This window comes from Flavobacterium sp. (assembly GCF_036405015.1).
In the GTDB taxonomy this organism is placed as follows: Bacteria; Bacteroidota; Bacteroidia; order Flavobacteriales; family Flavobacteriaceae; genus Flavobacterium.
The window spans coordinates 53,054-78,563 of record NZ_DASWYK010000243.1; the positions used below are offsets into that span (position 1 = coordinate 53,054).

24 protein-coding genes are annotated in these 25,510 nt (G+C 33.6%); 13 read left to right on the top strand and 11 right to left on the bottom strand.

Translation table 11 applies throughout. The features are described from left to right. Window positions 1-22 precede the first annotated feature (22 nt). The 3 genes from rsmA (at window position 23) to proC (ending at window position 3,029) form a co-directional block, all read left to right on the top strand. Window positions 23-808 carry a 16S rRNA (adenine(1518)-N(6)/adenine(1519)-N(6))-dimethyltransferase RsmA gene (gene rsmA, locus VGE71_RS21380; protein ID WP_331140132.1) on the top strand — a complete coding sequence of 262 codons (786 nt, stop codon included), beginning with the start codon at window positions 23-25 and terminating at the stop codon, window positions 806-808. Next, the gene (gene mgtE, locus VGE71_RS21385) at window positions 792-2,141 is read left to right on the top strand and encodes a magnesium transporter (protein ID WP_331140133.1); all 1,350 of its coding nucleotides are present in this window, start codon (window positions 792-794) and stop codon (window positions 2,139-2,141) included. Before rsmA ends, mgtE begins: the two co-directional genes overlap by 17 nt. Before the next feature lie 111 nt (window positions 2,142-2,252). Further along, the gene (gene proC, locus VGE71_RS21390) at window positions 2,253-3,029 is read left to right on the top strand and encodes a pyrroline-5-carboxylate reductase (protein ID WP_331140134.1); all 777 of its coding nucleotides are present in this window, start codon (window positions 2,253-2,255) and stop codon (window positions 3,027-3,029) included. Window positions 3,030-3,232: 203 nt separating this feature from the next. Here proC and nhaA read toward each other — a convergent pair whose 3' ends face one another. Next, on the bottom strand, window positions 3,233-4,390 hold the full coding sequence (gene nhaA, locus VGE71_RS21395) for a Na+/H+ antiporter NhaA (RefSeq protein ID WP_331140135.1): 1,158 nt from the start codon (window positions 4,388-4,390) through the stop codon (window positions 3,233-3,235). A 242-nt stretch (window positions 4,391-4,632) separates the two neighbouring features. Between nhaA and VGE71_RS21400 the strand changes: the two genes are divergently transcribed. The 5 genes from VGE71_RS21400 to VGE71_RS21420 all read left to right on the top strand — a co-directional run bounded on the left by VGE71_RS21400 (window position 4,633) and on the right by VGE71_RS21420 (window position 8,748). Further along, window positions 4,633-5,580 (top strand): 2-hydroxyacid dehydrogenase, encoded by a 948-nt coding sequence (locus VGE71_RS21400; RefSeq protein ID WP_331140136.1) that lies wholly within the window; start codon window positions 4,633-4,635, stop codon window positions 5,578-5,580. A 172-nt stretch (window positions 5,581-5,752) separates the two neighbouring features. After that, entirely contained in the window at window positions 5,753-6,400 is a 648-nt protein-coding gene (locus VGE71_RS21405; protein ID WP_331140137.1) for an RDD family protein, read from the top strand. Window positions 6,401-6,481: 81 nt separating this feature from the next. Continuing rightward, window positions 6,482-6,754 carry a TM2 domain-containing protein gene (locus tag VGE71_RS21410; protein ID WP_331140138.1) on the top strand — a complete coding sequence of 91 codons (273 nt, stop codon included), beginning with the start codon at window positions 6,482-6,484 and terminating at the stop codon, window positions 6,752-6,754. Window positions 6,755-6,951: 197 nt separating this feature from the next. Then, the gene (locus VGE71_RS21415; protein ID WP_331140139.1) at window positions 6,952-7,284 is read left to right on the top strand and encodes a DUF805 domain-containing protein; all 333 of its coding nucleotides are present in this window, start codon (window positions 6,952-6,954) and stop codon (window positions 7,282-7,284) included. Between the two features lie 366 nt (window positions 7,285-7,650). After that, the gene (locus VGE71_RS21420) at window positions 7,651-8,748 is read left to right on the top strand and encodes a suppressor of fused domain protein (protein ID WP_331140140.1); all 1,098 of its coding nucleotides are present in this window, start codon (window positions 7,651-7,653) and stop codon (window positions 8,746-8,748) included. A 69-nt stretch (window positions 8,749-8,817) separates the two neighbouring features. On the opposite strand, the gene VGE71_RS21425 is transcribed toward VGE71_RS21420, so the two are convergent. Next, the gene (locus tag VGE71_RS21425; protein WP_331140141.1) at window positions 8,818-10,626 is read right to left on the bottom strand and encodes a lysophospholipid acyltransferase family protein; all 1,809 of its coding nucleotides are present in this window, start codon (window positions 10,624-10,626) and stop codon (window positions 8,818-8,820) included. Between the two features lie 118 nt (window positions 10,627-10,744). Here VGE71_RS21425 and VGE71_RS21430 point away from each other — a divergent pair, with 118 nt between their 5' ends. From VGE71_RS21430 to VGE71_RS21440, 3 genes are all read left to right on the top strand, one after another. Next, window positions 10,745-11,506: an exodeoxyribonuclease III gene (locus tag VGE71_RS21430; protein ID WP_331140142.1), complete on the top strand. Its 762-nt coding sequence runs from the start codon at window positions 10,745-10,747 to the stop codon at window positions 11,504-11,506. Between the two features lie 125 nt (window positions 11,507-11,631). Continuing rightward, window positions 11,632-12,576, top strand: a complete 945-nt coding sequence (locus VGE71_RS21435) for an OmpA/MotB family protein (protein WP_331140143.1) — start codon at window positions 11,632-11,634, stop codon at window positions 12,574-12,576. 269 nt (window positions 12,577-12,845) lie between these two features. Beyond that, a complete protein-coding gene (locus VGE71_RS21440; protein ID WP_331140144.1) occupies window positions 12,846-13,883 on the top strand; it encodes an aldo/keto reductase in 1,038 nt (345 codons plus the stop codon). Window positions 13,884-13,950: 67 nt separating this feature from the next. Here the strand turns inward: VGE71_RS21440 and VGE71_RS21445 are convergent, their stop codons facing one another. The 4 genes from VGE71_RS21445 to VGE71_RS21460 form a co-directional block, all read right to left on the bottom strand. After that, window positions 13,951-14,574, bottom strand: coding sequence for a murein L,D-transpeptidase catalytic domain-containing protein (locus VGE71_RS21445; protein WP_331140145.1), 624 nt, complete (start codon window positions 14,572-14,574; stop codon window positions 13,951-13,953). 9 nt (window positions 14,575-14,583) lie between these two features. Further along, window positions 14,584-15,744, bottom strand: a complete 1,161-nt coding sequence (locus tag VGE71_RS21450) for a VWA domain-containing protein (RefSeq protein ID WP_331140146.1) — start codon at window positions 15,742-15,744, stop codon at window positions 14,584-14,586. A gap of 106 nt (window positions 15,745-15,850) precedes the next feature. Continuing rightward, on the bottom strand, window positions 15,851-16,537 hold the full coding sequence (locus VGE71_RS21455; RefSeq protein ID WP_331140147.1) for a hypothetical protein: 687 nt from the start codon (window positions 16,535-16,537) through the stop codon (window positions 15,851-15,853). Beyond that, window positions 16,470-16,808 carry a hypothetical protein gene (locus tag VGE71_RS21460; protein WP_331140148.1) on the bottom strand — a complete coding sequence of 113 codons (339 nt, stop codon included), beginning with the start codon at window positions 16,806-16,808 and terminating at the stop codon, window positions 16,470-16,472. Before VGE71_RS21460 ends, VGE71_RS21455 begins: the two co-directional genes overlap by 68 nt. A 147-nt stretch (window positions 16,809-16,955) precedes the next feature. On the opposite strand from VGE71_RS21460, the gene VGE71_RS21465 reads away from it, so the two are divergent. After that, window positions 16,956-18,779, top strand: coding sequence for a tetratricopeptide repeat-containing sensor histidine kinase (locus VGE71_RS21465; protein ID WP_331140149.1), 1,824 nt, complete (start codon window positions 16,956-16,958; stop codon window positions 18,777-18,779). After that, window positions 18,779-19,525 carry a LytTR family DNA-binding domain-containing protein gene (locus tag VGE71_RS21470; protein ID WP_331140155.1) on the top strand — a complete coding sequence of 249 codons (747 nt, stop codon included), beginning with the start codon at window positions 18,779-18,781 and terminating at the stop codon, window positions 19,523-19,525. The genes VGE71_RS21465 and VGE71_RS21470 overlap by 1 nt, the downstream gene beginning before the upstream one ends. A 264-nt stretch (window positions 19,526-19,789) precedes the next feature. Here the strand turns inward: VGE71_RS21470 and VGE71_RS21475 are convergent, their stop codons facing one another. The 5 genes from VGE71_RS21475 to VGE71_RS21495 form a co-directional block, all read right to left on the bottom strand. Next, window positions 19,790-21,754: a transglycosylase domain-containing protein gene (locus VGE71_RS21475; RefSeq protein WP_331140150.1), complete on the bottom strand. Its 1,965-nt coding sequence runs from the start codon at window positions 21,752-21,754 to the stop codon at window positions 19,790-19,792. Between the two features lie 81 nt (window positions 21,755-21,835). Then, entirely contained in the window at window positions 21,836-23,197 is a 1,362-nt protein-coding gene (gene radA / locus VGE71_RS21480) for a DNA repair protein RadA (protein ID WP_331140151.1), read from the bottom strand. Next, window positions 23,197-24,351, bottom strand: a complete 1,155-nt coding sequence (locus tag VGE71_RS21485) for an alpha/beta hydrolase (protein ID WP_331140152.1) — start codon at window positions 24,349-24,351, stop codon at window positions 23,197-23,199. The genes radA and VGE71_RS21485 overlap by 1 nt, the downstream gene beginning before the upstream one ends. 202 nt (window positions 24,352-24,553) lie before the next feature. Continuing rightward, window positions 24,554-24,904, bottom strand: coding sequence for an aspartate 1-decarboxylase (gene panD / locus VGE71_RS21490; protein ID WP_008465481.1), 351 nt, complete (start codon window positions 24,902-24,904; stop codon window positions 24,554-24,556). 14 nt (window positions 24,905-24,918) lie between these two features. Further along, window positions 24,919-25,510 (bottom strand): pantoate--beta-alanine ligase (locus VGE71_RS21495; RefSeq protein ID WP_331140153.1); only part of this gene is annotated, 592 nt, incomplete at its 5' end.

The window sequence follows — 25,510 nt, forward strand, 5'->3', positions numbered from 1 at the left end:
AAGCAGAAAGCGAATAACGAATATGGAAAAAGTAAAAGCTAAAAAACATTTAGGACAGCACTTTCTTAAAGACGAAAGTATTGCAAAAGCAATTGCAGATACATTGACTCTTAAAGGATATGATGAGGTTTTAGAAATAGGACCAGGGATGGGTGTGCTTACTAAGTATTTGCTTGAAAAGCCAATTAATACACACGTTATTGAAATCGATACCGAATCGGTAGCGTATTTGGATGCCAATTATCCAAAATTAAAAGACAAAATTATCTCTCAGGATTTCCTGAAGTATAATATAAATGAAGTTTACGAAAATAAACAGTTTGCCATAATAGGTAACTTTCCGTATAATATTTCTTCTCAGATTGTTTTTAGAACATTAGATCTTAAACATCAGATTCCTGAATTTTCGGGAATGTTTCAGAAAGAAGTAGCCGAGCGTATCTGCGAAAAGAAAGGCTCGAAAACTTACGGAATATTATCAGTTTTAGCCCAGGCTTTCTATACTACTGAGTATCTGTTTACGGTTGATGAAAACGTTTTTATTCCTCCGCCCAAGGTGAAATCGGGTGTGATGAGAATGACCCGAAAGGAAGATTATAGTCTTCCTTGTAGCGAAAAGTTGTTTTTTACTGTTGTAAAAACCGCTTTTCAGCAGAGACGAAAAACATTACGTAACAGTTTGAAAACATTAAATTTATCAGACAATCTGCGAGAAGACACTATCTTTGATAAACGTCCGGAGCAGCTTAGTGTCGATGAGTTTATTGAACTAACTCAAAAAATAGAAACCGATGGAGTTCAAAGTTAGTAAAGAATTTATACACCAGTTAGAAGAGCTAATCAATAGTAAAAACGACAACGAACTTGAAGTTTTACTTAATGATTTGCACCACGCTGATATTGCCGAAATCTTAGAAGAATTAGATTTCGATGAGGCAACTTACATATTCAAGGTTTTAGATAGTGATAAAACAGCCGAAATTCTTCTGGAATTGGAAGAAGATCTGCGAGAAAACATCTTAAGCCGACTTTCACCAAAGGAAATCGCGGAAGAGCTTGATGAGCTCGAAACCAACGATGCTGCCGATATTATCGCAGAACTTTCGCAGGAAATAAAAGCCGAAGTAATCTCCGAATTAGTTGACGTTGAACACGCCAAAGACATTGTTGATCTTTTGCGTTACGACGAAAACACGGCCGGTGGTTTGATGGGAAAAGAGTTGGTGAAAGTAAATGAAAACTGGAATGTCTTAACCTGCGTGAAAGAAATGAGAATTCAGGCAGAAAATGTATCTAGAGTACATTCAATTTATGTAGTTGATGATGAAAACCGCTTAAAAGGAAGACTTTCTCTAAAAGATTTATTGACTTCTTCTACCAAAACGCAAATTGGCGATGTTTATATTCGAAAATTAAACTTTGTAAAAGTAGATACTGAAGACGTTGAAGTTGCTCGTATCATGCAAAAATACGACTTAGAGGCAATTCCAGTTGTGGACGAATTAGGTCGTTTGGTTGGAAGAATTACCATTGACGACATCGTGGACGTAATCAAGGAAGAAGCCGACAAAGATTACCAGTTGGCGGCGGGTATTACGCAAGACGTTGAATCTAATGACAGCGTTTACGAATTGACAAAAGCGCGTTTGCCATGGCTTTTAATCGGAATGGTAATCGAAATTGTAGCTTCGTTTGTTTTGAAAGGAAACGAAAGTACTTTTCAAAAATATTCTACTTTAATTATTTTTGTACCATTATTATCTGCAACTGCAGGAAATATTGGGGTTCAAGCTTCCGCAATTGTGGTACAAGGTTTGGCAAACGGAACTTTAAAAGATTTCAGCCGCGGTTATTTTACCAAAGAAATTACCGTTTCTATGATTTCAGGAAGTATTATTTCGTTACTCTTATTGGGATATCATTCTATAATGTACCAACAGTATTTGGTTGGATTTGCCATTTCAATCTCAATGATTGTTGTGATTTTGTTTGCAGCGACTTTAGGAACTTTGGTACCGCTTTTCTTGAATAAAAACAAAATTGATCCCGCAATTGCGACTGGTCCTTTTATCACGACGACCAACGATGTATTTGGAATTATGCTATACTTCGGAGTAGCAAATCTGATTCTTGGATTCTAGATTTTTGCCACAAATTAACGGATTGCAGTGATTTAAGATCTCTAAAATCTGCGTAATTTACAGGCGAAAAATATACTGTTAATTTGCCATCATAAATTCAAACCAAGAAGTATGAATGTACACATTATTGGAGGAGGAAACCTTGGGGTTTCTATCGCCTTGGGAATTGCCAAATTCTCGAAAAACAACCAAGTTACTGTCACAAGAAGAAACATTGCAAGTATTCAATATTTATCAGAATACGGAATTACGGTTTCTAACGATAATAAACACAATATTCAGCAAGCTGATGTGGTGATTTTAACCATAAAACCGTATCAGGTTGATACCGTTTTGGCTGAAATTCTACCATTTATTCAAAATAAAACCATTGCTTCTGCAGTAAGCGGATTGTCTTTGGAAATGCTTCAAACCAAAACAAATTACGAATATCCAGTTGTTCGCATTATGCCAAATATTGCGGCGCAGTTTGGAGAGTCGGCAACTTGTATTTCTTTTCCAGAAAAATACAAAGAAAATGCTGCGCCAGTTGTTGATTTGTTCCAAAACTTAGGAACTGCTCCTGTAATCGATGAAAAATTGATGGATGCAGCAACTGTTTTAGGCGCTTGCGGAACTGCATACGCATTGCGTTATATTCGTGCGTCTATGCAAGCAGGAATCGAAATCGGATTTGATTCTAACACTGCTTTAGCAATTGCTGCACAAACGGTAAAAGGAGCTGCTAAAATGCTTTTAGAAGAACGAGTACACCCAGAACAATTAATTGACCGCGTTACAACGCCGCAAGGTTGTACAATTGTTGGTTTAAATGAAATGGAGCACAATGGTTTCAGTTCTTCATTAATTAAAGGAATCAAGACTTCTTTGAAGCAAATCAAAGGTTAGATTTAAAGAAATTCCAATATTTTAAATTCCAAATTCCAATTTTCTTATTGGGATTTGGAATTTTTTGTTTTACGAAGATTGAATGGTCTGGTTTGTCATTCTGAGGAACGAGGAATCTCACTAGTAATTCAACAAACAATCACACGATGGATATTCGATTGTGATTCTTCGTTCCTCAGAATGACAAAAAAGGTTAGGTATTTTTATAAATCGAGTGTACTATTTTGTTTTTTATTCAAAACATATTTTAGAAAAAGAAACCCCATAAGTCCAGCTAAAAACGATGCAATCAAAATCGCTATTTTAGAAAAAACAATAATCTCCGGATTTTTAAAAGCCAGAACCGTTATAAAGATTGACATGGTAAAACCAATTCCGCCCAACATTCCTGCGCCCAAAATGTGCGCCCACTTTAAGTTTTTTGGAAGCATGCACAAGCCAGAAGTTACGCCGACAGAAGAGAAAAGTAATATTCCAAGCGGTTTTCCGACTACGAGTCCAAGAATAATTCCGTAAGTATTGGAATGGTTCAAACCTTCGTGCCAGTTTTCGGTAATAGTTAATGCTGTGTTTGCAATAGCAAAAAGTGGTAAAATGAAAAAGGCGACTGGCTGATGTAAAAAATGCTGCAGTCTAAATGATGAAGTTTTTTCTCCGCCATCTCCAAACGGAATTACGAAAGCCAAAATAACTCCAGTAATCGTAGCATGAACACCAGAATTAAGCATAAAATACCACATAATAACACCACCAATCAGGTACGGAATTAGATTATGAATTTTCATTCGATTTAAAACAAATAGAATAATCCAGATTCCAAGTGCGATTCCGAGGTTTAAGAAAGAAATCGAAGTGGTATAAAAAATGGCAATAACAATAATTGCTCCTAAATCATCAATCACAGCCAAAGCGGTCAGAAATACTTTTAAAGATGCAGGAACTTTATTTCCGAGAAGAGACAAAATTCCGATTGCAAAAGCAATATCTGTTGCCATTGGAATTCCAGCTCCATTTTGAGTAGTCGTTCCGTAATTTAAAACCAAAAAGATGGCAGCAGGAACCAACATTCCGCCAAAAGCGGCCATTATCGGTAGCGAAGCATTTTTAAAATTGGATAATTCACCATGATAAATTTCTCGTTCCAGTTCTAATCCGATTAAAAGAAAAAATATTGTCATCAGTCCATCATTAATCCAATCGGTTATGGTGTGTCCTGCAATTTCTTTTTCCCAAAAAGCAACGTATGGAACTTGAAATGAAGAATTAGCGAGATAAAGCGATAAAAGAGTGACAACAAGCAAGATAATTCCTCCTGATTTTTCGTTTTCAAAAAAGGCTGTAAAAGTCTTAGTTAGTTTCATTTGGGAATATTTTCAGAAGATTTATGACGGATTTTTGGTAATCCTTGCACTTTCAAAGTTAAAAAAAAATCGGTGTAATAAAAAGTGATTTGCTATGAAGGCGAAAAGGCTCGAAGTTTTTTTGTGTTTTTTAGCTGTTGAATTTTTTCTTTGCGACTTTCTGTCTTGACGAGATAAACTAAGACGTAAACAAAAATCTTAAACATTTCCCGTATTTTTGTCATTATAAAATTCAATACAAAATGAGTGTAAAAATTCTTCATATCGACAGTAATAATCCAATTTTATGGAATCAATTGGAGGAAGCTGGTTTCGAAAATCATGCTGATTTCAAATCTTCAAAAGAAGAAATCGAAGCAAAAATACAAGACTATAACGGAATCGTAATTCGCAGTCGTTTCAAGATTGACAAGACATTTTTAGACGCTGCAACAAAGTTGCAATTTATTGCAAGAGTCGGCGCAGGTTTGGAAAGTATTGATTGTGAGTATGCTTCTTCAAAAGGAATTCATCTTATTGCGGCTCCAGAAGGAAATCGCAACGCTGTTGCAGAACATTCGCTTGGTGTAATTTTATCATTGTTCAATAATTTAAATCAGGCTGATGCCGAAGTAAAAGCGGGACAATGGAATCGTGAAAGCAATCGAGGACATGAATTGGATTTGAAAACCGTCGGAATTATTGGTTACGGAAATATGGGAAAGGCTTTTGCTAAAAAACTAAGAGGTTTTGAAACTGAAGTTCTCTGTTATGATATTTTGGACCATGTTGGCGACGAAAATGCCAGACAAGTTTCTTTAGAAGAATTACGTGAAAAAACAGATGTTTTAAGTCTTCACCTTCCTTGGACACCAGAAACTGATAAAATGGTCAATAAGGAGTTTATAAATGCGTTTAAAAAGCCTTTTTGGATTATTAATACTTCTCGAGGTAAAAATATTGTTACAGCTGATTTGGTTGAAGCTATGAAAACTAAAAAAATACTTGGAGCAGGTTTGGATGTTTTAGAGTATGAGAAGCTTTCTTTTGAAACGCTTTTCCAAGATAAAAATACACCAGAAGCTTTTCAATATTTATTAGAATCGAAAAATGTTTTACTAACACCTCATATCGCGGGATGGACTTTTGAAAGTCACGAACGTTTGGCGCAAGTAATTGTAGATAAGATAAAAGCGGTTTATAATATGTAATTTTGTTTGTAGGATTTAAACTGAAATTCTTTTATTTTTAATTGTAAACGGAATTAGTTTTGTATGTTAATTTTTAATAATATTGTTTCGATTTTTTAACAAAACATTTGAAATGTTGAGTTGAATAATTCCCAAAAACAAGAAAAATTTAACCTATAAATCTAAAAAACGTATGATTATTTACGGAAGAAAAACAGTTCAAAGTACTATTAAATCTGGAAAATTCGATTGTCCAAATTGCAGAAGACAAGAAAGTTATCAATTAAAAAATTATCAGCTTTATTTTCATATTTTCTTTATCCCATTACTTAAAATTAGAGAATTGGGAGATGAGTTAAACTGTTTTTTCTGTAATACAACTTATGTTCCAGGATCTGTTTTGTCTTCGCATGAATATGATACAAGAAACAGATTAGGAAATACTTCGCAAGAGGAAAACACTGCAATTGGTCTTGTACCTTGCGATTTTGGTAAAAGAATTGGGGCGTTCGTTATTGATTTGTTAATTATCTATGCTCTAAATCTTGCCATTGCTTTTATTTCGCCTGAAGCTTCTTTGTTCGTTATATTATTTGCATTTATCTATTTTATTGCTTGTGATCTTTTATTGAAGGGGTCTTCTTTAGGGAAATTAGCTTTGTCAATCAAAACAGTTAACTATGAAGAGAATGGAGAAATCCTTGCCTTTAATGTTATTTTGAGAAATCTGATAAAAGGTATTTGTGCCGTGTTTCCTCTAATTTATTTGACATCATTGTTAAATCAAGATAAAAGAGCTCTTCATGATTTGGCTGCCAGAACAATGGTTGTAGATAAATAAAACAGATTTTTTGTCTGGGCGAATTTAATCTGAAGTTTGATTGTTTGTAAAACTATATTATTAACTATAAAGGGAATAAAAATGGAGAATACAAGAAGAGAAGATTGGAATAACCCTCGCCATCAGCAGGAAAACAAAAAAATTGTAGCCGGAATTCTAGCTATTTTACTGGGATATTTGGGAATTCATAAATTCTATCTGGGTTATACCAAAGAAGGTTTAATTCAGCTGCTTCTGGGACTACTATTAGGACTGGGAGGTATAATAGGAATTATAGAAGGAGTCATTTATTTGACAAAATCTGATGAAGACTTTTATCAAACATATCAAAAAGGCTACAGAGGCTGGTTCTAAGTCAAAATATATTCAAATTATAAAACCATTCAGAAATGAATGGTTTTTTTATTGCTCAAAAATGTCTTTTTCTGATACAATTATAGCTTATACGTCCTTAAAATAAATTCAACAGTAGGTAATCTTGCTTTTTGTTAGTAAGCAATGGAGTAACCGAAAATCCTTAAGAGTAGGATAATTGAAAAAAAAAAGAAGATATGTTAGAAATGTACAAAAAGGTAGTTTTTGAGAACTACGTAAATTTTAAAGGAAGAGCAAGAAGAAAAGAGTTTTGGATGTTCTTTTTAGTAAACGTAATTATTAGCACTGTTCTTAGTGTAGTTACAGGATTAATTTCGCCAAGTTTGGTAATTATTGCAAATATTTACAGTTTAGCTGTTTTACTTCCAGGTATTGGTGTAGCTGTAAGAAGAATGCAGGATATTAATAAAGAATGGTGGTATATTTTAATTCCTTTCTATAATATTTATTTGTGCACAATTGAAGGCGATAAAGGTTCAAACCAATATGGTGCAGATCCTAAAAACTAGAAAAGCCATTTAATTGAAAAAATAGAATGCCAATAGATTTAAATAAAAATTGTTAATTAAAAAGTCCCATTCGCATTTGCATTTGGGGCTTTTGTTTTTTCTGGTATTTATTTAAAATGACCCCTCAGAATCAAACGAAAACTTCGTTATAGGTTAAAAGGAGCTTCTGCGTTTTTAGTAGGGTGTGATCATAGGTTTCTGAGGGTTTATATTGTTCTTCAAAAATTTTCAAACAGTAAATAAATATTTTTATCGAAGGAGTTTTTTAGTTAATAGGGAAAACTTTTTGTTTTATTATATGGAGTTTTTCTAAATAAAATTGTTACTTGAATAAAGTTTAAATCTAAAAATAATAGTAATAAAATTATGGGATTATTTAGTAGAAATAATAAGATTGAAAAACCTGAGGTTGTTCTTGAATTAAGAAGTCCTAGTTGCCCAATAACAGCAATTGTAGAACAAGATAACAGAACGGCTTATTTTTATTTGTTTGGAGATAATGAAGATTTTGGTGTTAAAAGCTGCTGGATACGAAATTTAACTGTGGCACCAGAGGAGATAGAGGTAAAATTAATGGAAAAAGGTGTGCCTCCAATGTTAACTAAAGAGTTTTGCAAATTTCCGCAAGGACAGGAAACACTTAATAAAGATAATCTGGAAATAGTCTGGCTCGAAGAAGGAGATGGAGCCGCATTACTTGAAAATGGAGAGGTTTTATGTGTAATTCCGAGCTGGGGTGGCGGCGGAGAATTTTATGGATATGCTAGAGATTGTAAAGGAGAGGGGTACTTTGCCTGGGAGCTTTCAGTAGATAATGAAATGTACAAACGTGTTAAAAGCGCAATTTCTTTTGAAAAAGCTTGGGACGACGAAAGAAATCCTTTTCAGTTACTGCAACCCAAAATTCTAGATTATTACGACGAAATATTTGGAAAAAGCGAAAAGTACTATGCAATCGATAATTCGGAGTGGCCACCAAAAGGACTGTATGTTTATGAAGGTCCTGAAAAGGTTGTATTTGCAACGGTAGCAGTATCATTACGATCTCAACCTAAGATCGAAATGTATTTTGAAAACCCAAACGAAGTGAATAGAATCGAACTTGGAATTATTTTAAAGTCCGGATTAACAAATGAACAAACAAATAGTGTTGCAAGCTTTGTAAGTGGTATTACGGCAATTCCTTGGGATTATATTACTTTCTTGGCAGAAGGGCATACTATAGAGTTTCAGACATTAGTGAGTGAAAAATTTAAATACGGAGTTCTTACCAATAAATTAAAAGTTTTACCTCAGATGAATGTGCCTGCTTATGGAAATTCAAAAACCAATTTTTTATGGATCGTACCTGTTTCAGATACAGAATGGGAGGTAATGAAAGAATCTGGATCGCAATTTATATTAGATAAACTGGATAATATTGGTGAAGAGATATTCAATTTGGAACGAGAAGAAGTTGTTTAAGAATACGGTATAAAAAAGAAAAACTCATAAGATTTACGCTTATGAGTTTTTCTTTTTTATGATTAATTATTAATCTTCCTTCTCAGATAATTTCTTTTCCAATTCAATCTGAAATTCTTCAATAACCGGTTTCATTGTGCTTTCAGGAATATCAGCAATTCTAATGTACATTAAACCATCAATTGCATTGTTGAATAAAGGGTCAACGTTAAAAGCTACTACTCTTGCATTTTGTTTGATGTATTTTTTAATTAAAACAGGTAAACGTAAATTTCCTGGTTCTAATTCGTCAATGATTTTATCAAACTTATTCAAATCAGATTCGGCTTCGTCGAAAATGAAATCTTTATCAGCGTCTTTTAGTTTTACTTTGTACGCTTTTTTCGGGTGAATATATTGCGCAATATACGGATCGTAGTAGTTTGATTTCATGAACTCAATCATCAATGATTTAGAGAAATCTGAAAATTGATTACTAATACTTACGCCACCAACCAAATATTTATGTTCTGGATGACGTAAAGTAGTATGAATAATACCTTTCCACAATAAAAACAAAGGCATTGGCTTCTGCTGATATTCTTTTACAATAAAAGCACGGCCCATTTCGATCGACTTGTGCATCATATCGTGAAGCTCAGGTTCAAATCTGAAAAGATCTGTCAGATAGAAACCTTCAATTCCGTATTTTGGATAGATTTCAGAACCTAATCCCATACGATACGCTCCAGCGATTTTCTTAGTTTCATCGTCCCATAAAAACATATGGTGATAATATTGATCGTACTCATCTAAGTCAATAGATTCGTTTGTTCCTTCACCAACTTCACGGAAAGTGATTTCGCGAAGACGTCCAATTTCGTGTAAAATGTTCGGAATTTCTTTTGCGCTTGCAAAGAAAACTTCGTAGTTTTTACTTTGTAAAAATCGGCTGTCACTGTTTCGTAAAGACTGAACTTCATCAATTAATTTTGATTCGTTTGCAGGCGTTACAATTTTTTTAGGCGCTTTTGTGATTTTAAGACTCGCCGTTGCAGTGTCAATCAATTTCGTGTCTTTTTCGAAAGGATTAGCCAGCATATAAGTTTTCTTTCTTAAGAATTCTGAATATTCTTCGAAAGATTCTATCTCGTTTTGCTCATTGACAGAAATCGGTTTTCCAATACGAACTTTAATAACACGGTCTTTCTGCGTTAAAAGTTCAGATGGAAGTTTTGCTGTTCTTAACGTGTCATCAATTTTAGAAAGCCAATAGAATAATTTACTGTTTTTGGCATGAAAATAAATTGGAACCACAGGAACTTTTGCTTTTCTGATTAATTTCAGCGCACCTTCTTCCCAAGGTTTATCAACAACTAATTTTCCATCTTTATAAGTCGAAACTTCACCAGCAGGGAAAATTCCCAAAGGTTTTCCGTCGCTTAAGTGACGTAAAGTTTCTTTAATTCCGATTACGCTCGATTTTGCATCCTTATGATTTTCAAAAGGATTAACCGGCATGATGTATTTTTTCATCGGAACAATTCTGTGTAACAAGAAATTGGCAATGATTTTGAAATTTGGCTCTCTTTCAAGCATCAATTTCAATAATAAAATTCCATCAATTCCTCCAAGTGGATGATTGGAAATTGTAATATAAGCACCATCTTTTGGCAGACGTTTTAAGTCTTCTTCAGGGATTTCGAATTTGATTTCCATTTCATCCAAAATTCCGTTCAAAAACGCAAGGTCTTCCAAATGTTTATTACGATCGTAAATTTTATTAAGGGTAGAGATCTTAAGAACTTTCATAAGAATCCAGCCAGAAAAAGTACCGAGAACCCCGTACTTTTCAACATTTATTGCCTTTGCAACTTCTTTCGCGGTAACTAAACCCATGTAGTACTTTTAATTTATTAGAACAGCGAACAAAGATAACAAAAAAGTCTACTTTTCATTGTTTCCAAGACAAACTTTGCACTTTTTTATTACATTTGAAATCCAAAAAAAATCACTGATGAAAATTATTTCTTATAATGTAAACGGAATTAGAGCCGCAATAAACAAGGGTTTTATTGAGTGGCTGAAACAAGCAAATCCTGATGTAATCTGTCTTCAGGAAATAAAAGCTACTCAGGATCAAATTCCGGTTGACGATATAACGGCAGCTGGTTATCCTTTTCAATATTATTATCCTGCTACTAAAAAAGGCTACAGCGGAGTAGCTATTCTTTCTAAAACAAAGCCAAATAATATTGTTTACGGAACAGGAATTCATCATATGGATTTTGAAGGTCGAAATCTTCGTGCCGATTTTGACGATGTTTCTGTGATGAGTTTATACCTTCCATCTGGAACGAATATCGAAAGATTAGACCATAAGTTTATGTTTATGGATGATTTTCAGAATTATATTAATGAATTGAAAATTACGATTCCGAATTTGATTATTTGCGGTGATTACAATATCTGTCACGAAGCAATCGATATTCATGACCCAGTTCGCAACAAAACCGTTTCTGGATTTCTTCCGGCTGAACGCGCTTGGTTAGATGCTTTTATGAAATCGGGATTTATTGATAGTTTCCGTCATTTTAATAAAGAGCCACATCATTATTCTTGGTGGAGTTACCGTGCAGGAGCAAGAGGAAATAACAAAGGCTGGCGTATTGACTACAATTTGGTGAGCAATGCATTAGAAAACAGATTAAAAAGAGCTGTTATACTACCAGATGCTATGCATTCAGATCATTGTCCGATTTTAGTTGAGATTGACTAATTTTTGGTATTGTTCTTGCAGAGAAGAATTTCAGTTCTAAAAATGACTGGAATTTAGAATTTCCTAAATTGCTTTTTAGACGAAAAAAGATTTATTAAACGCCCCAGAAATAAAAACAAAGAAAGATGATAAAAAAAGCCTCCATCGGATTGCTGGCATTAGCCTTGTCCACGACGTCTTGTGTTTCAAAGAAGATTTACAATGACTTAGAAACAAAGTATTCAGATTTGAAAAAAGAAAATCGTTCGATTACAGATGAAAATGAAAATCTGAAGAAAGCAAAAAATCAATTAGAGTTAGATCGTGATAAACTGACTAAAGATTTGGCGAGTACTAAAGATGAGTTGGCAAAGCAAAAAGCTGATCTTGCAGCTGAACAAAAGAAATATAAAGTTTTACAGGATTCTTATAATGCATTAGAGAAAAACAGCAACGACGCATTGGAGAAAAACCTAGCTAAAAACCGTGAATTGTTAGCGCAGTTAGAAGCAAAAGGTAAAGCTCTAGCAGAAGAACAAGCTCGTTTGGACAAAACAGCAAGTCGTTTGAAAGAATTGGAAGATATGATTGCGGCTAAAGAAGAAGCAATGCGTAAACTGAAAGAAACTTTATCTAAAGCCTTAACCGGTTTTGAAGGTAAAGGTTTAACAGTAGAACACAAAAACGGAAAAGTTTATGTTTCTATGGAAAACAAATTACTTTTCAATTCAGGAAGCTGGGCTGTTGGATCAGAAGGTAGAAAAGCGGTTGTAGAACTTGGAAAAGTCTTAGGTGACAATCCAGATCTTTCTGTTTTAATTGAAGGACATACAGATGATGATCCGTATGCAGGTTCAGGACCAATTGCAAATAACTGGGATTTATCTACTAAAAGAGCCACTGCAATCGTAGCGATTTTAAGTGAAAACCCAAAAATCAATAAACAAAAACTAACAGCAGCGGGTAGAAGCGAATTTTCTCCTTTGGCAAGCAACGCAACTCCAGAAGGAAAAGCAAAAAACCGAAGAATCGAAATCATCTTGACGCCAAGATTGGATGAGATTGCTGAGATGTTGAATAGCATAAACTAAGGGACAGAGGTTCTAAGGTGCAAAGGCTCAAAGGTTTTTACTTTTGAGCCTTTTTTAATTTACAATTTCTGGAATTGTAATCCTGCAAGGTTTTTAAAACCTTGTAGGTTTAGCTTGTGTTTGGATTGAACTTATAAATACCTACAAGGTTTTGAAAACCTTGCAGGAAGGCGTAAAAATCTTGTACTTTTTTTAACCTTTCTCACATTTCTATTTGAAAAATCCCTTTGTACCTTTGTCTCTTTGCAACTTTGAACCTAAAGAAAAAAATGAAATACACTACATTACCTAACACCGATATAAAAGTTAGTAAAATCTGTCTTGGAACGATGACTTTCGGACAACAAAATACAGAAGCAGAAGGACACGAACAAATGGATTATGCTCTTGAAAGAGGCGTAAACTTTTTTGATACAGCCGAAATGTATTCGGTTCCAGCGAGTGAGGCGACTTACGGAAGCACAGAAAAAATTATTGGAACCTGGTTTAAAAAATCAGGAAACAGAGATAAAGTTATTTTAGCATCTAAAATTGCAGGTCCAAATCCGAATTTTGGGTATATGCGTGAGAAACTAGATTTTTCTCCAGCAAGTATTAAATATGCAGTTGAAAATAGTTTAAAAAGGTTGCAAACCGATTATATCGATTTATATCAAATGCATTGGCCAGAAAGAAAAACGAATAATTTTGGAACGCGCGCATTCCACGGACATGATGATGTTTGGGAAGATAATTTCAGAGAGATTTTAGAAACTTTCGACGGATTAATCAAAGAAGGTAAAATCAAACATATTGGGGTTTCAAATGAAAATGCTTGGGGAATGATGCGTCTTTTGGAAGAAAGCAAATACAACAATCTACCAAGAATCAAAACCGTTCAAAATCCGTATTCTTTACTGAATCGTTTGTTTGAAGTGAATTCTGCAGAAGTTTCAAAATACGAAAATGTTGGTTTACTTGGATATTCACCTTTAGCCTTCGGAGTTTTGACTGGAAAGTTCTTAACTGGAGAAGCTCACCCGAAAGCGAGAATTAATCTTTTTCCGCAATACAAACGTTACAATAGCGACCAATGTACCGAAGCGACGAAATTGTATCAGGAAATCGCTAAAAAACATGGTTTAACACTAACGCAATTGGCAATGGGATTTGTGTTACAACAGCCATTCTTGACCAGTGCGATTATTGGAGCAACCACTTTGGAACAATTAAAAGAAAACATCGATACAATAGATGTTGTTCTTTCTAAACAAATTTTAGCAGAAATTGATGCAGTTCAGGCTATAATTCCTGATCCGGCGCCTTAAATTCTTAAATCAAATAAAAACAAAATCCCGATAACAACTAGTTATCGGGATTTTTTTTGAATAAGAATTAATAATACATCACCAATAAAATTTTCTTTTTAGAATTATCAATTAGTTTTTCAATAACGCCAAAGAACTTTTCGTTTACCATTGGACATCCCAAACTATTGCAAATTGGATAAGGTTGTTCTTCAAACGGAATGTCAACATACTTGTGCAGTACAATGTTACGGTCAAAAGCATTACTGTTGGTTTTATCCAGACCATACAATTTATATGCTTTTCCAAATGTTCCTATGTAAGATCCGCCAATAGAATATTTACCTAGTGAACTGCAATTGGAGTTTTTGACATTGCTGAATTTTAATTCTCCATAGATTCCAGTTTCTGAGCCGGAGCCATGTCCAACCAAACCTTTATCTAGCAATTTGTTGTGTTTCAAATCATAAATAAAAAACCGATTTCTTCCAGATTCTATCCTCATATCTAAAAAGAAGGCAACATCTGAATTGTATTTCGGAGATTTCCCCAAGAAGCTCCTGATTTCAGCTATTTCACTTTTTAATTTCTCTTCATAAGAGTAAATCGGTTTTGAATTTTTAGTGTGTATTTTTTTCTCTTTTTTATTTTCGCAGCTTAAACAGATAAATGGAATTGCCACAAACAGCAGAAAGAAGATTTTCTTTTTCATTGTTAATTCTTATTTCTCAACAGTATAGCCTTTTACTTTAGCGAAAGCCAAAATAGAAGAGTTTATCGTGTTTCCTAAATCATCTTGCTTTTTGGTCTTTTTAGATTCTGTGTCAATATATTCCTGACGTTTTTTGGCCAAAACACTGATTTCTTTCTGAATCGTTTCTCGTTCTTTTTTCTTTTCGTTTACGATTGTTTGAATTTCGGCAGTAGATTTGTTTTTAAGTTCTGCTGGTAATTCTTCTTTTTGAATTTTCGAAATTGCTCCAGCATCATCTTTTACTTTATCCACTAAATCCCAACTGTCATTTTTATACACTGCTTTTGATTTACTCACAGCTCGATCTGTATAATTAGAAGCCGAAACTTTTTTAGCATTCTGATCTTGCATCGCCTGATTCATTTTTTTCTCGGCTCCCTTAGAACCATAATTGATGTAGGTTCTATTGATTTTTTCATCGCATTTAGCGATTTCATCGTCATATGGCGTTGCGATATATTGAACTGCTTTGTCTGAATCGATGTTGAAATATTTTCCTTTTCCGCGATCTGCACCGTCTTTCCAAAAGATGTTGATTCCTTCAGTTTTGTCTCCACAGAAAATAGTATTCACATAAATGTCATCTTTCAATGCATCGCTGATGGCTTCTTTGTAACTGACTTTTTCTTGATCAAATCCTTCATTTCCTGCAATGTAAAGTAGTTTCATGCTGTTCTTGTCAGAAGCCCATTGTAATCCTTTTGTTGCATCCTGGATCACGGCGCCGCAATATTCGCTTCCTCCACTGGTTCTAAGTGCAAATAATTTCTCCGAAATCAAATCGAGATCTGTCGATAAAGGCGTAACCTGTCTAATGTAATTTGATTTTTCAGATAAACCGTCATTTCCATATTCGTATAAAGAGATTTCGATATCTGGCGTTTTCCCTTCGTATTTTAAAGTGGTTAAAGTGTTCACGATATTCCACAATCTTGATTTGGCCTGATCAATTAATCCGTCCATACTGTTAGAGGTGTCTAATAAAAGAGCCACCTGAATCTTGGTTGTTGTCGCTGAATTCGGTTTTTCAATTTCCGTTTTCTTTTTTGGTTTTGCATTTGAAGAATGACAGCCTGAAAGCGAAATTACAGTTGCAAAAAGTGCCGAAATAAAGAGATTTGATTTCATATTATTTAGTTTTACTGATGATTATAGATCAAACTTAAAAACTAAAAAGACCTATTTTTCAGACAAATGGTGAAACGGGGTTTTGACTTGGTGAAATGGTTTAAGTTTAATAGCTCTGTCTTATTCCGTTTGCGTTTATGGTTTTTAAATCGCCATTTGGCGTAACCAGAATAAATTCTTTATCCGTTTTAACCTGTTTTTTTTCTCTGTTAATGGCTATTTTAACTTCATATTGTATTTGAATTACGGGTTCAAGTACAACAGGGTTAATTATAAAATCAAATTCCTTGTTAGATACAGGTTGATAATACAATGTAGTAGATTTGCTAACCTGATTAATATTTGCTTTTTTTAAGTTTAAAGAAGAACTATTGTAAGCTTCATACGATTTGTACATTTCAAGAGGTAAGTTTACCATGTAATCATCAACGATTCTTTTTTCGGTATTTGTAAATGTTTCGCCAAGTAAAACTTCATAGTTTTTAATTTTTTCCTGAATCAGAATTTTGGCTTTATTCATCATTTCTTTTTTAACCGTTTCCATTGTGTTGGAGAAATAGTCAACTTTGACCAAATCGTAGATTTCATTATTGGATAAAATAGAGATAAATTCATTGAGCTGATTCGGATCAGAATATTTAATATGAATATTTTTCTTTACCTCAAATCCTGTGGGAACTTCATTGTACGTCTTACGACTGAAAACCTTTTTTTCTGTTTCATATTCATAAACAGGAACAAACGAAATCATATCTACAAAAGTTTCTACACCATTTTTTTTGTTTAATCTCATTTAATGACTGTGTAATTCTCTGATCAATTATTTCATTGACTTCTTTAGTGGTTTTTCCAGTTTGTGAGGTACTGAAAACCGCCATATAAGTATCTGCTGTAACATTCGCAAGTCCTTTTACATTTATGAGAATATCGGAAGTACTAGGGAAATTTATATTAATAACATTATTGCTGTCATATTGTGAATTTTGATAATTTACATTTCCAGAAGCTTGTCCGATTATAAATTGAGAAAATAGAATAAAAGGGAAATAAAATGGTTTTTTCATGATATTGGTTTTAAAATTATGGAGTAAATGTATTGAGCGAAAAAACGTATTTTTGAGAGAATGGGTCAACAAGCCATTTGACTTGGTGAAAGTTATAGGATAGGAATTTGAAATTAAGTTACTTTACACTTTCTAAAATATTTGTTTGTGAAACATCATTTTCTAATTATTTGTAGTCTGCTTTTTCTATCGTTTTTATTCCCACAGAGAATAAATGCGCAGGCATTTCCTGTAGAAAAAAGTGAAAAAAAGAGTAAAGCCACAATCAGTAAGACAGCTGATGAATTATCTAAATCATTGGATGAAAACGACGAGCTGAAAATTGCTTTGAATTATGAAAAATTGGCCAATGAATTTTTGAATAATGGTGATAATGCAAAAGCAGAAGAGTATTTTCAAAAGGCCTTAAACAGTTATAACAAACTAAAGTTGACTGATGATAAACCACGTGTTGCAAGAAGTTTGGCAAAAGTTCAGGAAAACCAGAAAAATTTTAATTCTGCTATAAAAAATTATGAAAAAGCTGGTTCATTGACCAAAGATGCCTCTGAAGAAAAAATTAATTTAAATGATGCCAACCGACTTAAAAATCAATCTAATCCGGCAAGTCAGACCGATTATTTGAATTCTAATATTGAACTGCTGAAAAAAGAAAGCAGAAAAAGCGAAGTTAAAGAAGCTTACATACAGAAAGCACAAAACTCATTACAGTTAAAAGATAAAAATGTTGCGATTGAGAGTTACAATAAAGCTCTGGATTATGCAAAAGATAAACCAGAGGAAGTTGTAAAAATCAAAAACGAAATTGCCAAGGTGTATGCCGAACAAAATAAGTTTGATGAAGCGTTTTTGATTACTAAAAAAATATTGGACGAGGCTAGAAAAAAGAAAAATTACACTGCCGAAATAAAACAACTGCAATCTTTAGCATCGCTTTATTTTGAAAAGAAAGAACCTGAGAACGCCATTTCTTCACTAAAGGAAGCTTATAATTTATCTTTTCAAAAAGGAAATTCAACCGAAGCCAGAAAGAGTTTATCTTCTTTAATAAAATATTATAAAACAAAAGGCGAAGACAAAGAAAGCATGGCTTTGTACGAACAGTTTTTTGATAATTTCGAGCAGTTAATCAAATCTGATACGACTTTGATAGATGCCAAAACTTTTCAGGTTACAGAAGACAAAATTCGTCAGTTGGAAAAAGAAAAGGTTTTAAAAGACGAATTGATTTCCAAGAAAAATACTTTCAATTATTTCCTGTTAGGCTCTATTGGTTTGTTGTTGCTTTTGTTTTTCTTCATTGTAAAAGCGTGGTATTCGATCAGAATCAAAAACAAGGAAATTGCTTTACAGTCTTTGCGTCGCGAAATGAATCCGCATTTTATTTTTAATAGCTTAAATAGCGTCAATCAGTTTATTGCGGAGAATAAGGAACTGGAAGCCAACAAATACTTAACTTCCTATTCTAATCTGATGCGAAATACGATGGAAAATTCCAATAAAGATTTTATTTCTTTGGATAAAGAAGTGGAGCATTTAAAGAAATACCTGGATTTAGAACATATGCGTTTTCAGGATAAATTCGATTTTGAAATTGTGGTAGATGATTCGCTAGATACCGAAAGAGTTTTTGTTCCGAATATGATTTTGCAACCGCATTTAGAAAATGCAATCTGGCACGGATTGCGTTATTTGGACAAAAAAGGCTTTTTATCCCTTCGATTTGAGTATAAAAACGGAAAAATAATCGTGACTATTGAAGACAACGGAATTGGTTTGACCAAAAGTCGTGAACTCAAAACGACCAATCAGAAAATTTACGAATCACGTGGTTTAAACAATACAAAAGAACGAATTGACCTTTTGAATGAACTGTATAAAAAGGATATTTCGTTTACTATTTCAGAAAAAGAAGAGCCAGAATCGGGTACAATTGTTCAAATCGTTTTTCCATTAATTAACAAAATATGATGACTTTGCAGAAAATTAAAAGTGTAATTGTCGAAGATGAATTGGCAGCGCGAGAAGTGCTTAAAAATTATTTGAGCAAATATTGTCCGCAAGTTGAGGTTGTTGGCGAAGCGCAGAATATCAAAGAAGCCGTTCCGTTAGTACATGAAATTAAACCGCAATTGGTTTTTCTGGATGTAGAAATGCCTTTCGGAAATGCTTTTGATGTTTTGGAAGCTTGTAAAGATTTACATTTTGAAACCATATTTGTAACTGCTTTTTCTGAATATTCTTTGAAAGCCTTAAATCAAAGCGCAGCGTATTATCTTTTAAAACCCATAAGCATTGAAGAATTGATTATTGCAGTAAACAAAGTGCATCATCAAATTGTGAATCATGAAATTTTCAATAGAAATAAAATTATTGTTCAAAATTTTCACGAACAAAAACCTGAGAAACAACAAGTAATTTTGCCAACTCTAGAAGGTTTTGAAGTTGTAAAAATGGAAGAAATTGTACGTTTGCGAGGTAATGGAAATTTTACCGATTTATATCTGAACAACGGAAGTAAAAAAATGGTTTGTCGTTTTTTAAAGCATTTTTCAGAAATTCTTCCATTGCCTTTTATTCGAGTTCATAAATCGCATATAATCAATATCAATTGTGTAAAATCATATAACAAAGGCGGAATTGTAATCTTGAATGATGGAGCAGAAATAGAGGTTTCGCCTACTTATAAAGAGGAGTTTTTGAAGAATTTTAAATAGTTTTTTGCCACGAAGGCGCTAAGACACAAAGTTTTTTTATTAAAGCATATTTAATTCCTCGCAAAGACGCAGAGTCGCAAAGTTTTATTTACTAAAAACAAAAAAGTTTCACCCAGATTTTATAAGATTTGGACAGATTTTTTTTGAAATCATCTGCAGAATCTGCTTAAATCTTATAAAATCTGCGTGAAATAAAAACTTTGCGACTCTGCGACTTTGCGAGATTAAAAAAATCTTAGTGTCTTAGCGCCTTCGTGGCAAACATTACAAATCAAATTCATCATCAACAGCCAAAGAATCTGCTTTGATTGCAGTAGAATCTGGTACTTTGATTTTTATGAATGAACGCGCATTTCCGGAAATATAAACAGGTAATATGCCAGTTGTGTCTTCAGGAACTAAAAGCCCTCTTCTGAACATTAAATTCTTCAAGAACTTTTGATTTTTTATAGCATAATCTTTCAAATTACCTTGATCATTAAACTGATACATGAATTTTCTAGGTTTCGGAATAATCGTCGCTAAATACAAACATTCGTCAACATTTAAAGCCGAAGGACTTTTCTGGAAGTAGAAATGACTCGCTTCGCCAATTCCGTACACATTTGGTCCCCATTCGATAATGTTGAAATACACTTCGAGCATTCTTTCTTTGCTTACAATTCGGTTGTTTTCTAAAATGTAAACTAAAAGGATTTCTTCAAGCTTTCGCGAAAGCGTTTTTTCACGAGTTAAGAAAACATTTTTGATCAACTGCATGCTGATTGTACTGGCGCCGCGAGAGAATTTCTTAGTTCGAATATTTTTCAGAATCGATTGTTTGAAAGCTTCATTTATAAAGCCGCGATGCGAAAAGAAGGAAGGATCTTCTGTCGTTAAAACAGATTTTCTTAAGTAAGGAGAAATTTGATCCAAAGGTGTATAATTCGGATTGGCATTTCCAACCAAAACGGGTCTTTGCAATACATTTTGAATTATGGCACGATAGACAAATTCGCCATTTAACTTATTTAAATCGGCTTCACCATATTTAGTGATTCGTAAATCTTCTTTATTTAATTTGCTGTCAAAAACAAGTGTATTTGGTTTGTTTTTATTGAATTTGAAATCCAGTTTGTAATCGAAGTTTCCAGTCGCCTGCATACCTTGAAAATGCGTAAACAAACCATCTGGAAGCGAAACGATAAAATCCTGCGCTTTCATTTTCGGAATATCGACTTTTAAAGTATAAATCGTGTCTTTTTCGGTATCGTAAGAAATATAAGGACGAACTTTAATTTTATTCAACTGCATGGTTGAAGTACTGTCGATTGAGATAAAACTGTCTCCTAATAAAAAACGATAATCAAAACGGGCATTTTTGATCACAACGTCTTTACTGGCAATTTTAGGATGATTGATTTTAAGATTGGCGATTGAAGTATAACCATCAATATGCAGTTCGCTGCCGCTTTTGTCAATGTTTTGAACGTTCAAACGAATAGAATCAAAACTTGCTTTTAAATTATAACGCTGATCCAGATAAGGAACACGAATAGCGCCTGTATCTAAATTGAAAAAACGAATATCGGCTTTTTTGTTTCTTGGATCTGCAAAACCTTTGATGTTCCAACGTTGGTCAAAATCTTTTGCCAGAACATGAAGATTGGTTTCTAGTTGTTTGTTGTTTAAAACCAGTTTGTCTAGGTTGATAAAAGTCTGTTTTCCATTGTCATCAATTTTGAACTGGAATTTTTTCAAATCCATATCGGTTGGAACCAAATTCATAACTTTTGAAATAATTCTATAAACAAAAGCAGCATATTTACGTTTTTCGTTTGATTCTGTTTCTTCACGATCTCTTTTTAGAAAGGCATCAAAATTTCGTTTTTTGCCTTTTTTAACCAATTGAATATAGCCATTGTCAATTTTTAAAGTTCCAACCTGAACGTCTCCGATTAATAAATTGCTTAAGCTAATACTGGTTTCTACATTTTTAATTTTACAAAGTGTATCAGCGTTTATTGGAGCCAAAACAACATCTGTTAAGTGTATGGTAGACAAACCATCAAATGAAGCCGATTTTACAGAGAAATTACTGTTGTATTCGACAGCCATTTTATGAGTCACTTTGGCAATGGCTTGTTTTAAAAGTGAATCCCTAAAATAGTAAAGTGCAATGCAAAGTAAAACCACTATTATTCCTAGTACTTTTAATGCTTTGTATATTTTTTGTTTTGGAAAATTCATAGAGTTTAGTTTTTTTGCCACGAATTACACTAATTTCTCGAATTAAGTTTCGGGCGAATAAAATTCATTAAAAAAATAAAATCAACCAAAAAGAATGCTGGCAACATCTTCAATTTTAGCAACCAATTCAATCTTAATTCCTGTATTTTTTAAAGCAATTTTATTGTATTTAGAAACAAAGATAGTATCAAATCCTAGTTTTTCGGCTTCTTGAATACGTTGGTCCACACGATTAACAGGACGAATTTCACCAGAAAGTCCAACTTCGCCAGCAAAACAGAATCCTTTTCCAACTGGAATATCTTCATTTGATGATAAAATTGCGGCTACAACTGCTAAGTCGATTGCAGGATCATCTACGGAAATTCCTCCAGTAACATTCAAGAAAACGTCTTTTGCTCCCAATCGAAATCCTGCTCTTTTTTCTAAAACAGCCAAAATCATGTTTAGTCTTTTGGCGTTGTAACCAGTTGTGCTTCGTTGAGGAGTTCCGTAAACTGCCGTACTTACCAGTGATTGAATTTCAATCATCAACGGACGCATTCCTTCGAGTGTTGTAGCAATTGCAGTTCCAGATAATTCTTCGTCTTTGTGTGAAATCAATATTTCTGACGGATTGCTTACTTCTCGTAATCCGCTTCCCAACATTTCGTAAATTCCAAGTTCTGATGTTGAACCAAAACGATTTTTAAGGGATCGAAGAATTCGGTAAATATGATTTCGGTCGCCTTCAAACTGTAAAACAGTATCAACCATGTGTTCCAGAATTTTCGGACCAGCGATGTTTCCGTCTTTGGTAATATGTCCAATTAAAATTACAGGAATATTACTTTCTTTGGCGAACTTGATCAACTCGGCAGTAGTTTCTCGAATTTGAGAAATACTTCCTGCAGTAGATTCAATATAATCGGTATGTAAAGTCTGAATCGAGTCAATAATAACCACTTCTGGTTGAATCGTTTCAATTTGTTTAAATATATTCTGCGTTTTAGTTTCAGTAAGAATGTAGCAATTATCGCTGTTTGGCGTAATTCTTTCTGCACGCATTTTAATTTGTTTCTGACTTTCTTCACCAGAAACATACAAAGTTTTATAAGGTAATTTTAAAGAAACTTGAAGTAAAAGTGTACTTTTTCCGATGCCAGGTTCTCCTCCCAAAAGTGTCAGTGAACCAGGAACAAGTCCACCGCCTAAAACACGATTCAATTCGCTGTCAGTAGTGTCCATTCGAACTTCCTGAGCAGAATCAATTTCGTTAATTTTTAAAGGTCTTGGAGCTTTTCCTACTGGAGTAGCTTCACTTTTCCAGGCTACTTTTTCCTGTTTTTGGATGATTTCCTCAGCAATCGTATTCCATTCTTTGCAGGCATTGCATTGCCCTTGCCACTTAGAGTACTGGGTTCCGCAATTTTGACAAAAAAAGGAAGTTTTAACTTTTGACATTATTTACTTTTTTTAGCAAGTGTATTCATTTCGTCAATTTTCTCATACATCATATCTTTATTCAAATCACCAATTGGCTCCATTTGTGAAGCGTTTTGGTATTTTTTTGATGCGTGTTTAGGATCTCCTTGTTTTTCATACATTAATCCTAATTCATATTCTCCCAACATGGCTTTTGGGTAATGTACATTTCCTATTTCAGCCATTTTTCCTAGTTCGCTATACGCGTTTCTTTTTAAAATAAGATTTTCAACTACTTTAAAATCGCTCATTCGAACTGGAATCTGAACGCCTAAAACTTCAGACATGTCGGCATATTTTTTTTCTAAATATTCTGCATAACCTTCTTGAAGAACCGCAATTTTGTCGTTGTATTCGGCAGAATTTATAGGTCGGTATGCTTCAAAAATCTGGTACAACGCACTTGGAATAGAATGTAATACTTCCGTATAATGCGTAGCGCCTTTAAAAACATCATATTTATAATTCACTAACGGATTATTAGCGATTTTAATATTACTGTTTAATTTTTCAATTGGTTCTTTTATCTTTTTAATATCACCTTCCCCTGCAGAAAGATAATAGAAAACTGGTTTTTTTACTTTTGCAAACTTTTCAGCAATACGTACTTCCATTTTTGGAGCAAGTTCTGGACTTAAGCAGATGTATGCATTAAAAAGCGGTATCTCTTTATACAAATAAAAATTAGCAAAACTTGCTGTTATGTCATGACCTGCAATAAGTCTGAAAGGCGAGGTACGATATTTTTTTTCAATGTAAGGAACTAGTTCTGATCCGATGAATTCGAAAAATTTGGCGCCTTTTTCAAATGGAAGTCCTTCGTTCTGGTCAATTGTGGTGTCATCAAAACGTTCTCCATCTTTATTTTGGTGAATTCCAATAATGATCATTTCCGGAATATCATCCCAATAAGAACCATAACTTACAGCTCCCGAAAAAGGGTCAAATAAGTAATCGCCATCCAATAAATAAAGAACAGGATATTTTTTGTCTTTGTTTGCTTCATAAGAAGGAGGTAGTCCGATAGTTATTCGGCGTTCTTCTCCGAGTTTTTCAGATTTAATGTTATCGAACGTTTTTTGGGCAAACGACGAAAATGAAATTAAAAAAAATAGTAGGTAAACTTTTTTCATGATTTGTGGCATTTCAGTGAATTAAAAAGTATTAAAAATAGTGTAGCAATATACTATTTTATTTGCTTCTTTGTTAAATGGAGTTGAAATTGAATCACAGTGTTTTAGCGTCAAAATCATTTTAGATTAAGACAAAAGAAAAATTCTTTGTTCAAAAAAGTGCTTTTGACAAAGAAAGTAAAATCTTAAAAAATAAGAAAGATTAGGTTAGCGAATTATCATTTTCGTTAGGGAAAATAATCCACGGTTTGAAGGTCTTCGCTTCTTCAAAATCCAAGGTTGCATAAGAAATGATAATGATGATATCATCTTTTTGGACTTTTCTTGCTGCAGGACCATTCAAAGTGATTTCGCCCGAATTTTTTTCACCTTTAATAGCGTACGTTTCAAAACGCTCACCATTATTAATGTTCACGATAGATACTTTTTCGCCTTCAATAATGTTTGAAGCTTCCAGTAAAGTTTCATCAATAGTAATGCTGCCAATATAATTTAAATCGGCACCCGTTACTTTAACGCGATGAATTTTTGATTTTATAACTTGAATTTGCATGCTGCAAAGTTAGATTAATTTAATGAAATGGTGTCAATCAGTCTGATAGAATTAACAAATACTGCTATAAATGCGCGGTAATTTTTGCCATTCTCTTTTTGATCGATAGATAAAAGTGTAGATTCGTCAGCAATAACGAAATATTCGAGTTCGAATTCTGTATTGTCTTTGAAAGAATTTTCTACAAATTCGAGTGTTTCCTGTGGGCTATGATTTTGAAAAATCTCTTTTGCTTCGGTTAAAGTTTTATAAATAATCGATGCATTTTTTCTTTCTTCAGCTGTTAAACGTTCGTTTCGAGAACTCATTGCCAGTTGATTGTCTTCTCTAAAAATGGGACAGCCAACAACATTTACAGGTAAATTATTCTTTTCGACTAATTTTTTAACAATTTGAAGTTGCTGAAAATCTTTTTCTCCAAAATAAGCATTCGTTGGAGTTACAATTTCAAAAAGACGTTTTACGATGGTTCCAACTCCGTTAAAATGTCCAGGTCTAAATTTTCCTTCCATTTGATTTTCTAATCCATCGAAATCAAAAGTTTGCGAAACCGTATTTCCTTCATAGATATCTTCGACAGAAGGTGCGTATAAAATGATTTTGTCA

Bases quoted from the DNA above. Each gene is read 5' to 3' on its own strand.
- VGE71_RS21475 (WP_331140150.1), bottom strand. From the start codon at position 21,754: ATGAATTTTCCAAAACAAAAAATATACAAAGCATTAAAAGTACTAGGA.
- VGE71_RS21450 (WP_331140146.1), bottom strand. From the start codon at position 15,744: ATGAAATCAAATCTCTTTATTTCGGCACTTTTTGCAACTGTAATTTCG.
- VGE71_RS21455 (WP_331140147.1), bottom strand. From the start codon at position 16,537: ATGAGATTAAACAAAAAAAATGGTGTAGAAACTTTTGTAGATATGATT.
- VGE71_RS21460 (WP_331140148.1), bottom strand. From the start codon at position 16,808: ATGAAAAAACCATTTTATTTCCCTTTTATTCTATTTTCTCAATTTATA.
- panD (WP_008465481.1), bottom strand. From the start codon at position 24,904: ATGCAAATTCAAGTTATAAAATCAAAAATTCATCGCGTTAAAGTAACG.
- VGE71_RS21415 (WP_331140139.1), top strand. From the start codon at position 6,952: ATGTTAGAAATGTACAAAAAGGTAGTTTTTGAGAACTACGTAAATTTT.
- VGE71_RS21400 (WP_331140136.1), top strand. From the start codon at position 4,633: ATGAGTGTAAAAATTCTTCATATCGACAGTAATAATCCAATTTTATGG.
- nhaA (WP_331140135.1), bottom strand. From the start codon at position 4,390: ATGAAACTAACTAAGACTTTTACAGCCTTTTTTGAAAACGAAAAATCA.
- VGE71_RS21440 (WP_331140144.1), top strand. From the start codon at position 12,846: ATGAAATACACTACATTACCTAACACCGATATAAAAGTTAGTAAAATC.
- VGE71_RS21445 (WP_331140145.1), bottom strand. From the start codon at position 14,574: ATGAAAAAGAAAATCTTCTTTCTGCTGTTTGTGGCAATTCCATTTATC.
- VGE71_RS21485 (WP_331140152.1), bottom strand. From the start codon at position 24,351: ATGAAAAAAGTTTACCTACTATTTTTTTTAATTTCATTTTCGTCGTTT.
- mgtE (WP_331140133.1), top strand. From the start codon at position 792: ATGGAGTTCAAAGTTAGTAAAGAATTTATACACCAGTTAGAAGAGCTA.
- VGE71_RS21420 (WP_331140140.1), top strand. From the start codon at position 7,651: ATGGGATTATTTAGTAGAAATAATAAGATTGAAAAACCTGAGGTTGTT.
- VGE71_RS21410 (WP_331140138.1), top strand. From the start codon at position 6,482: ATGGAGAATACAAGAAGAGAAGATTGGAATAACCCTCGCCATCAGCAG.
- VGE71_RS21405 (WP_331140137.1), top strand. From the start codon at position 5,753: ATGATTATTTACGGAAGAAAAACAGTTCAAAGTACTATTAAATCTGGA.
- proC (WP_331140134.1), top strand. From the start codon at position 2,253: ATGAATGTACACATTATTGGAGGAGGAAACCTTGGGGTTTCTATCGCC.
- VGE71_RS21425 (WP_331140141.1), bottom strand. From the start codon at position 10,626: ATGGGTTTAGTTACCGCGAAAGAAGTTGCAAAGGCAATAAATGTTGAA.
- VGE71_RS21470 (WP_331140155.1), top strand. From the start codon at position 18,779: ATGACTTTGCAGAAAATTAAAAGTGTAATTGTCGAAGATGAATTGGCA.
- radA (WP_331140151.1), bottom strand. From the start codon at position 23,197: ATGTCAAAAGTTAAAACTTCCTTTTTTTGTCAAAATTGCGGAACCCAG.
- VGE71_RS21435 (WP_331140143.1), top strand. From the start codon at position 11,632: ATGATAAAAAAAGCCTCCATCGGATTGCTGGCATTAGCCTTGTCCACG.
- rsmA (WP_331140132.1), top strand. From the start codon at position 23: ATGGAAAAAGTAAAAGCTAAAAAACATTTAGGACAGCACTTTCTTAAA.
- VGE71_RS21430 (WP_331140142.1), top strand. From the start codon at position 10,745: ATGAAAATTATTTCTTATAATGTAAACGGAATTAGAGCCGCAATAAAC.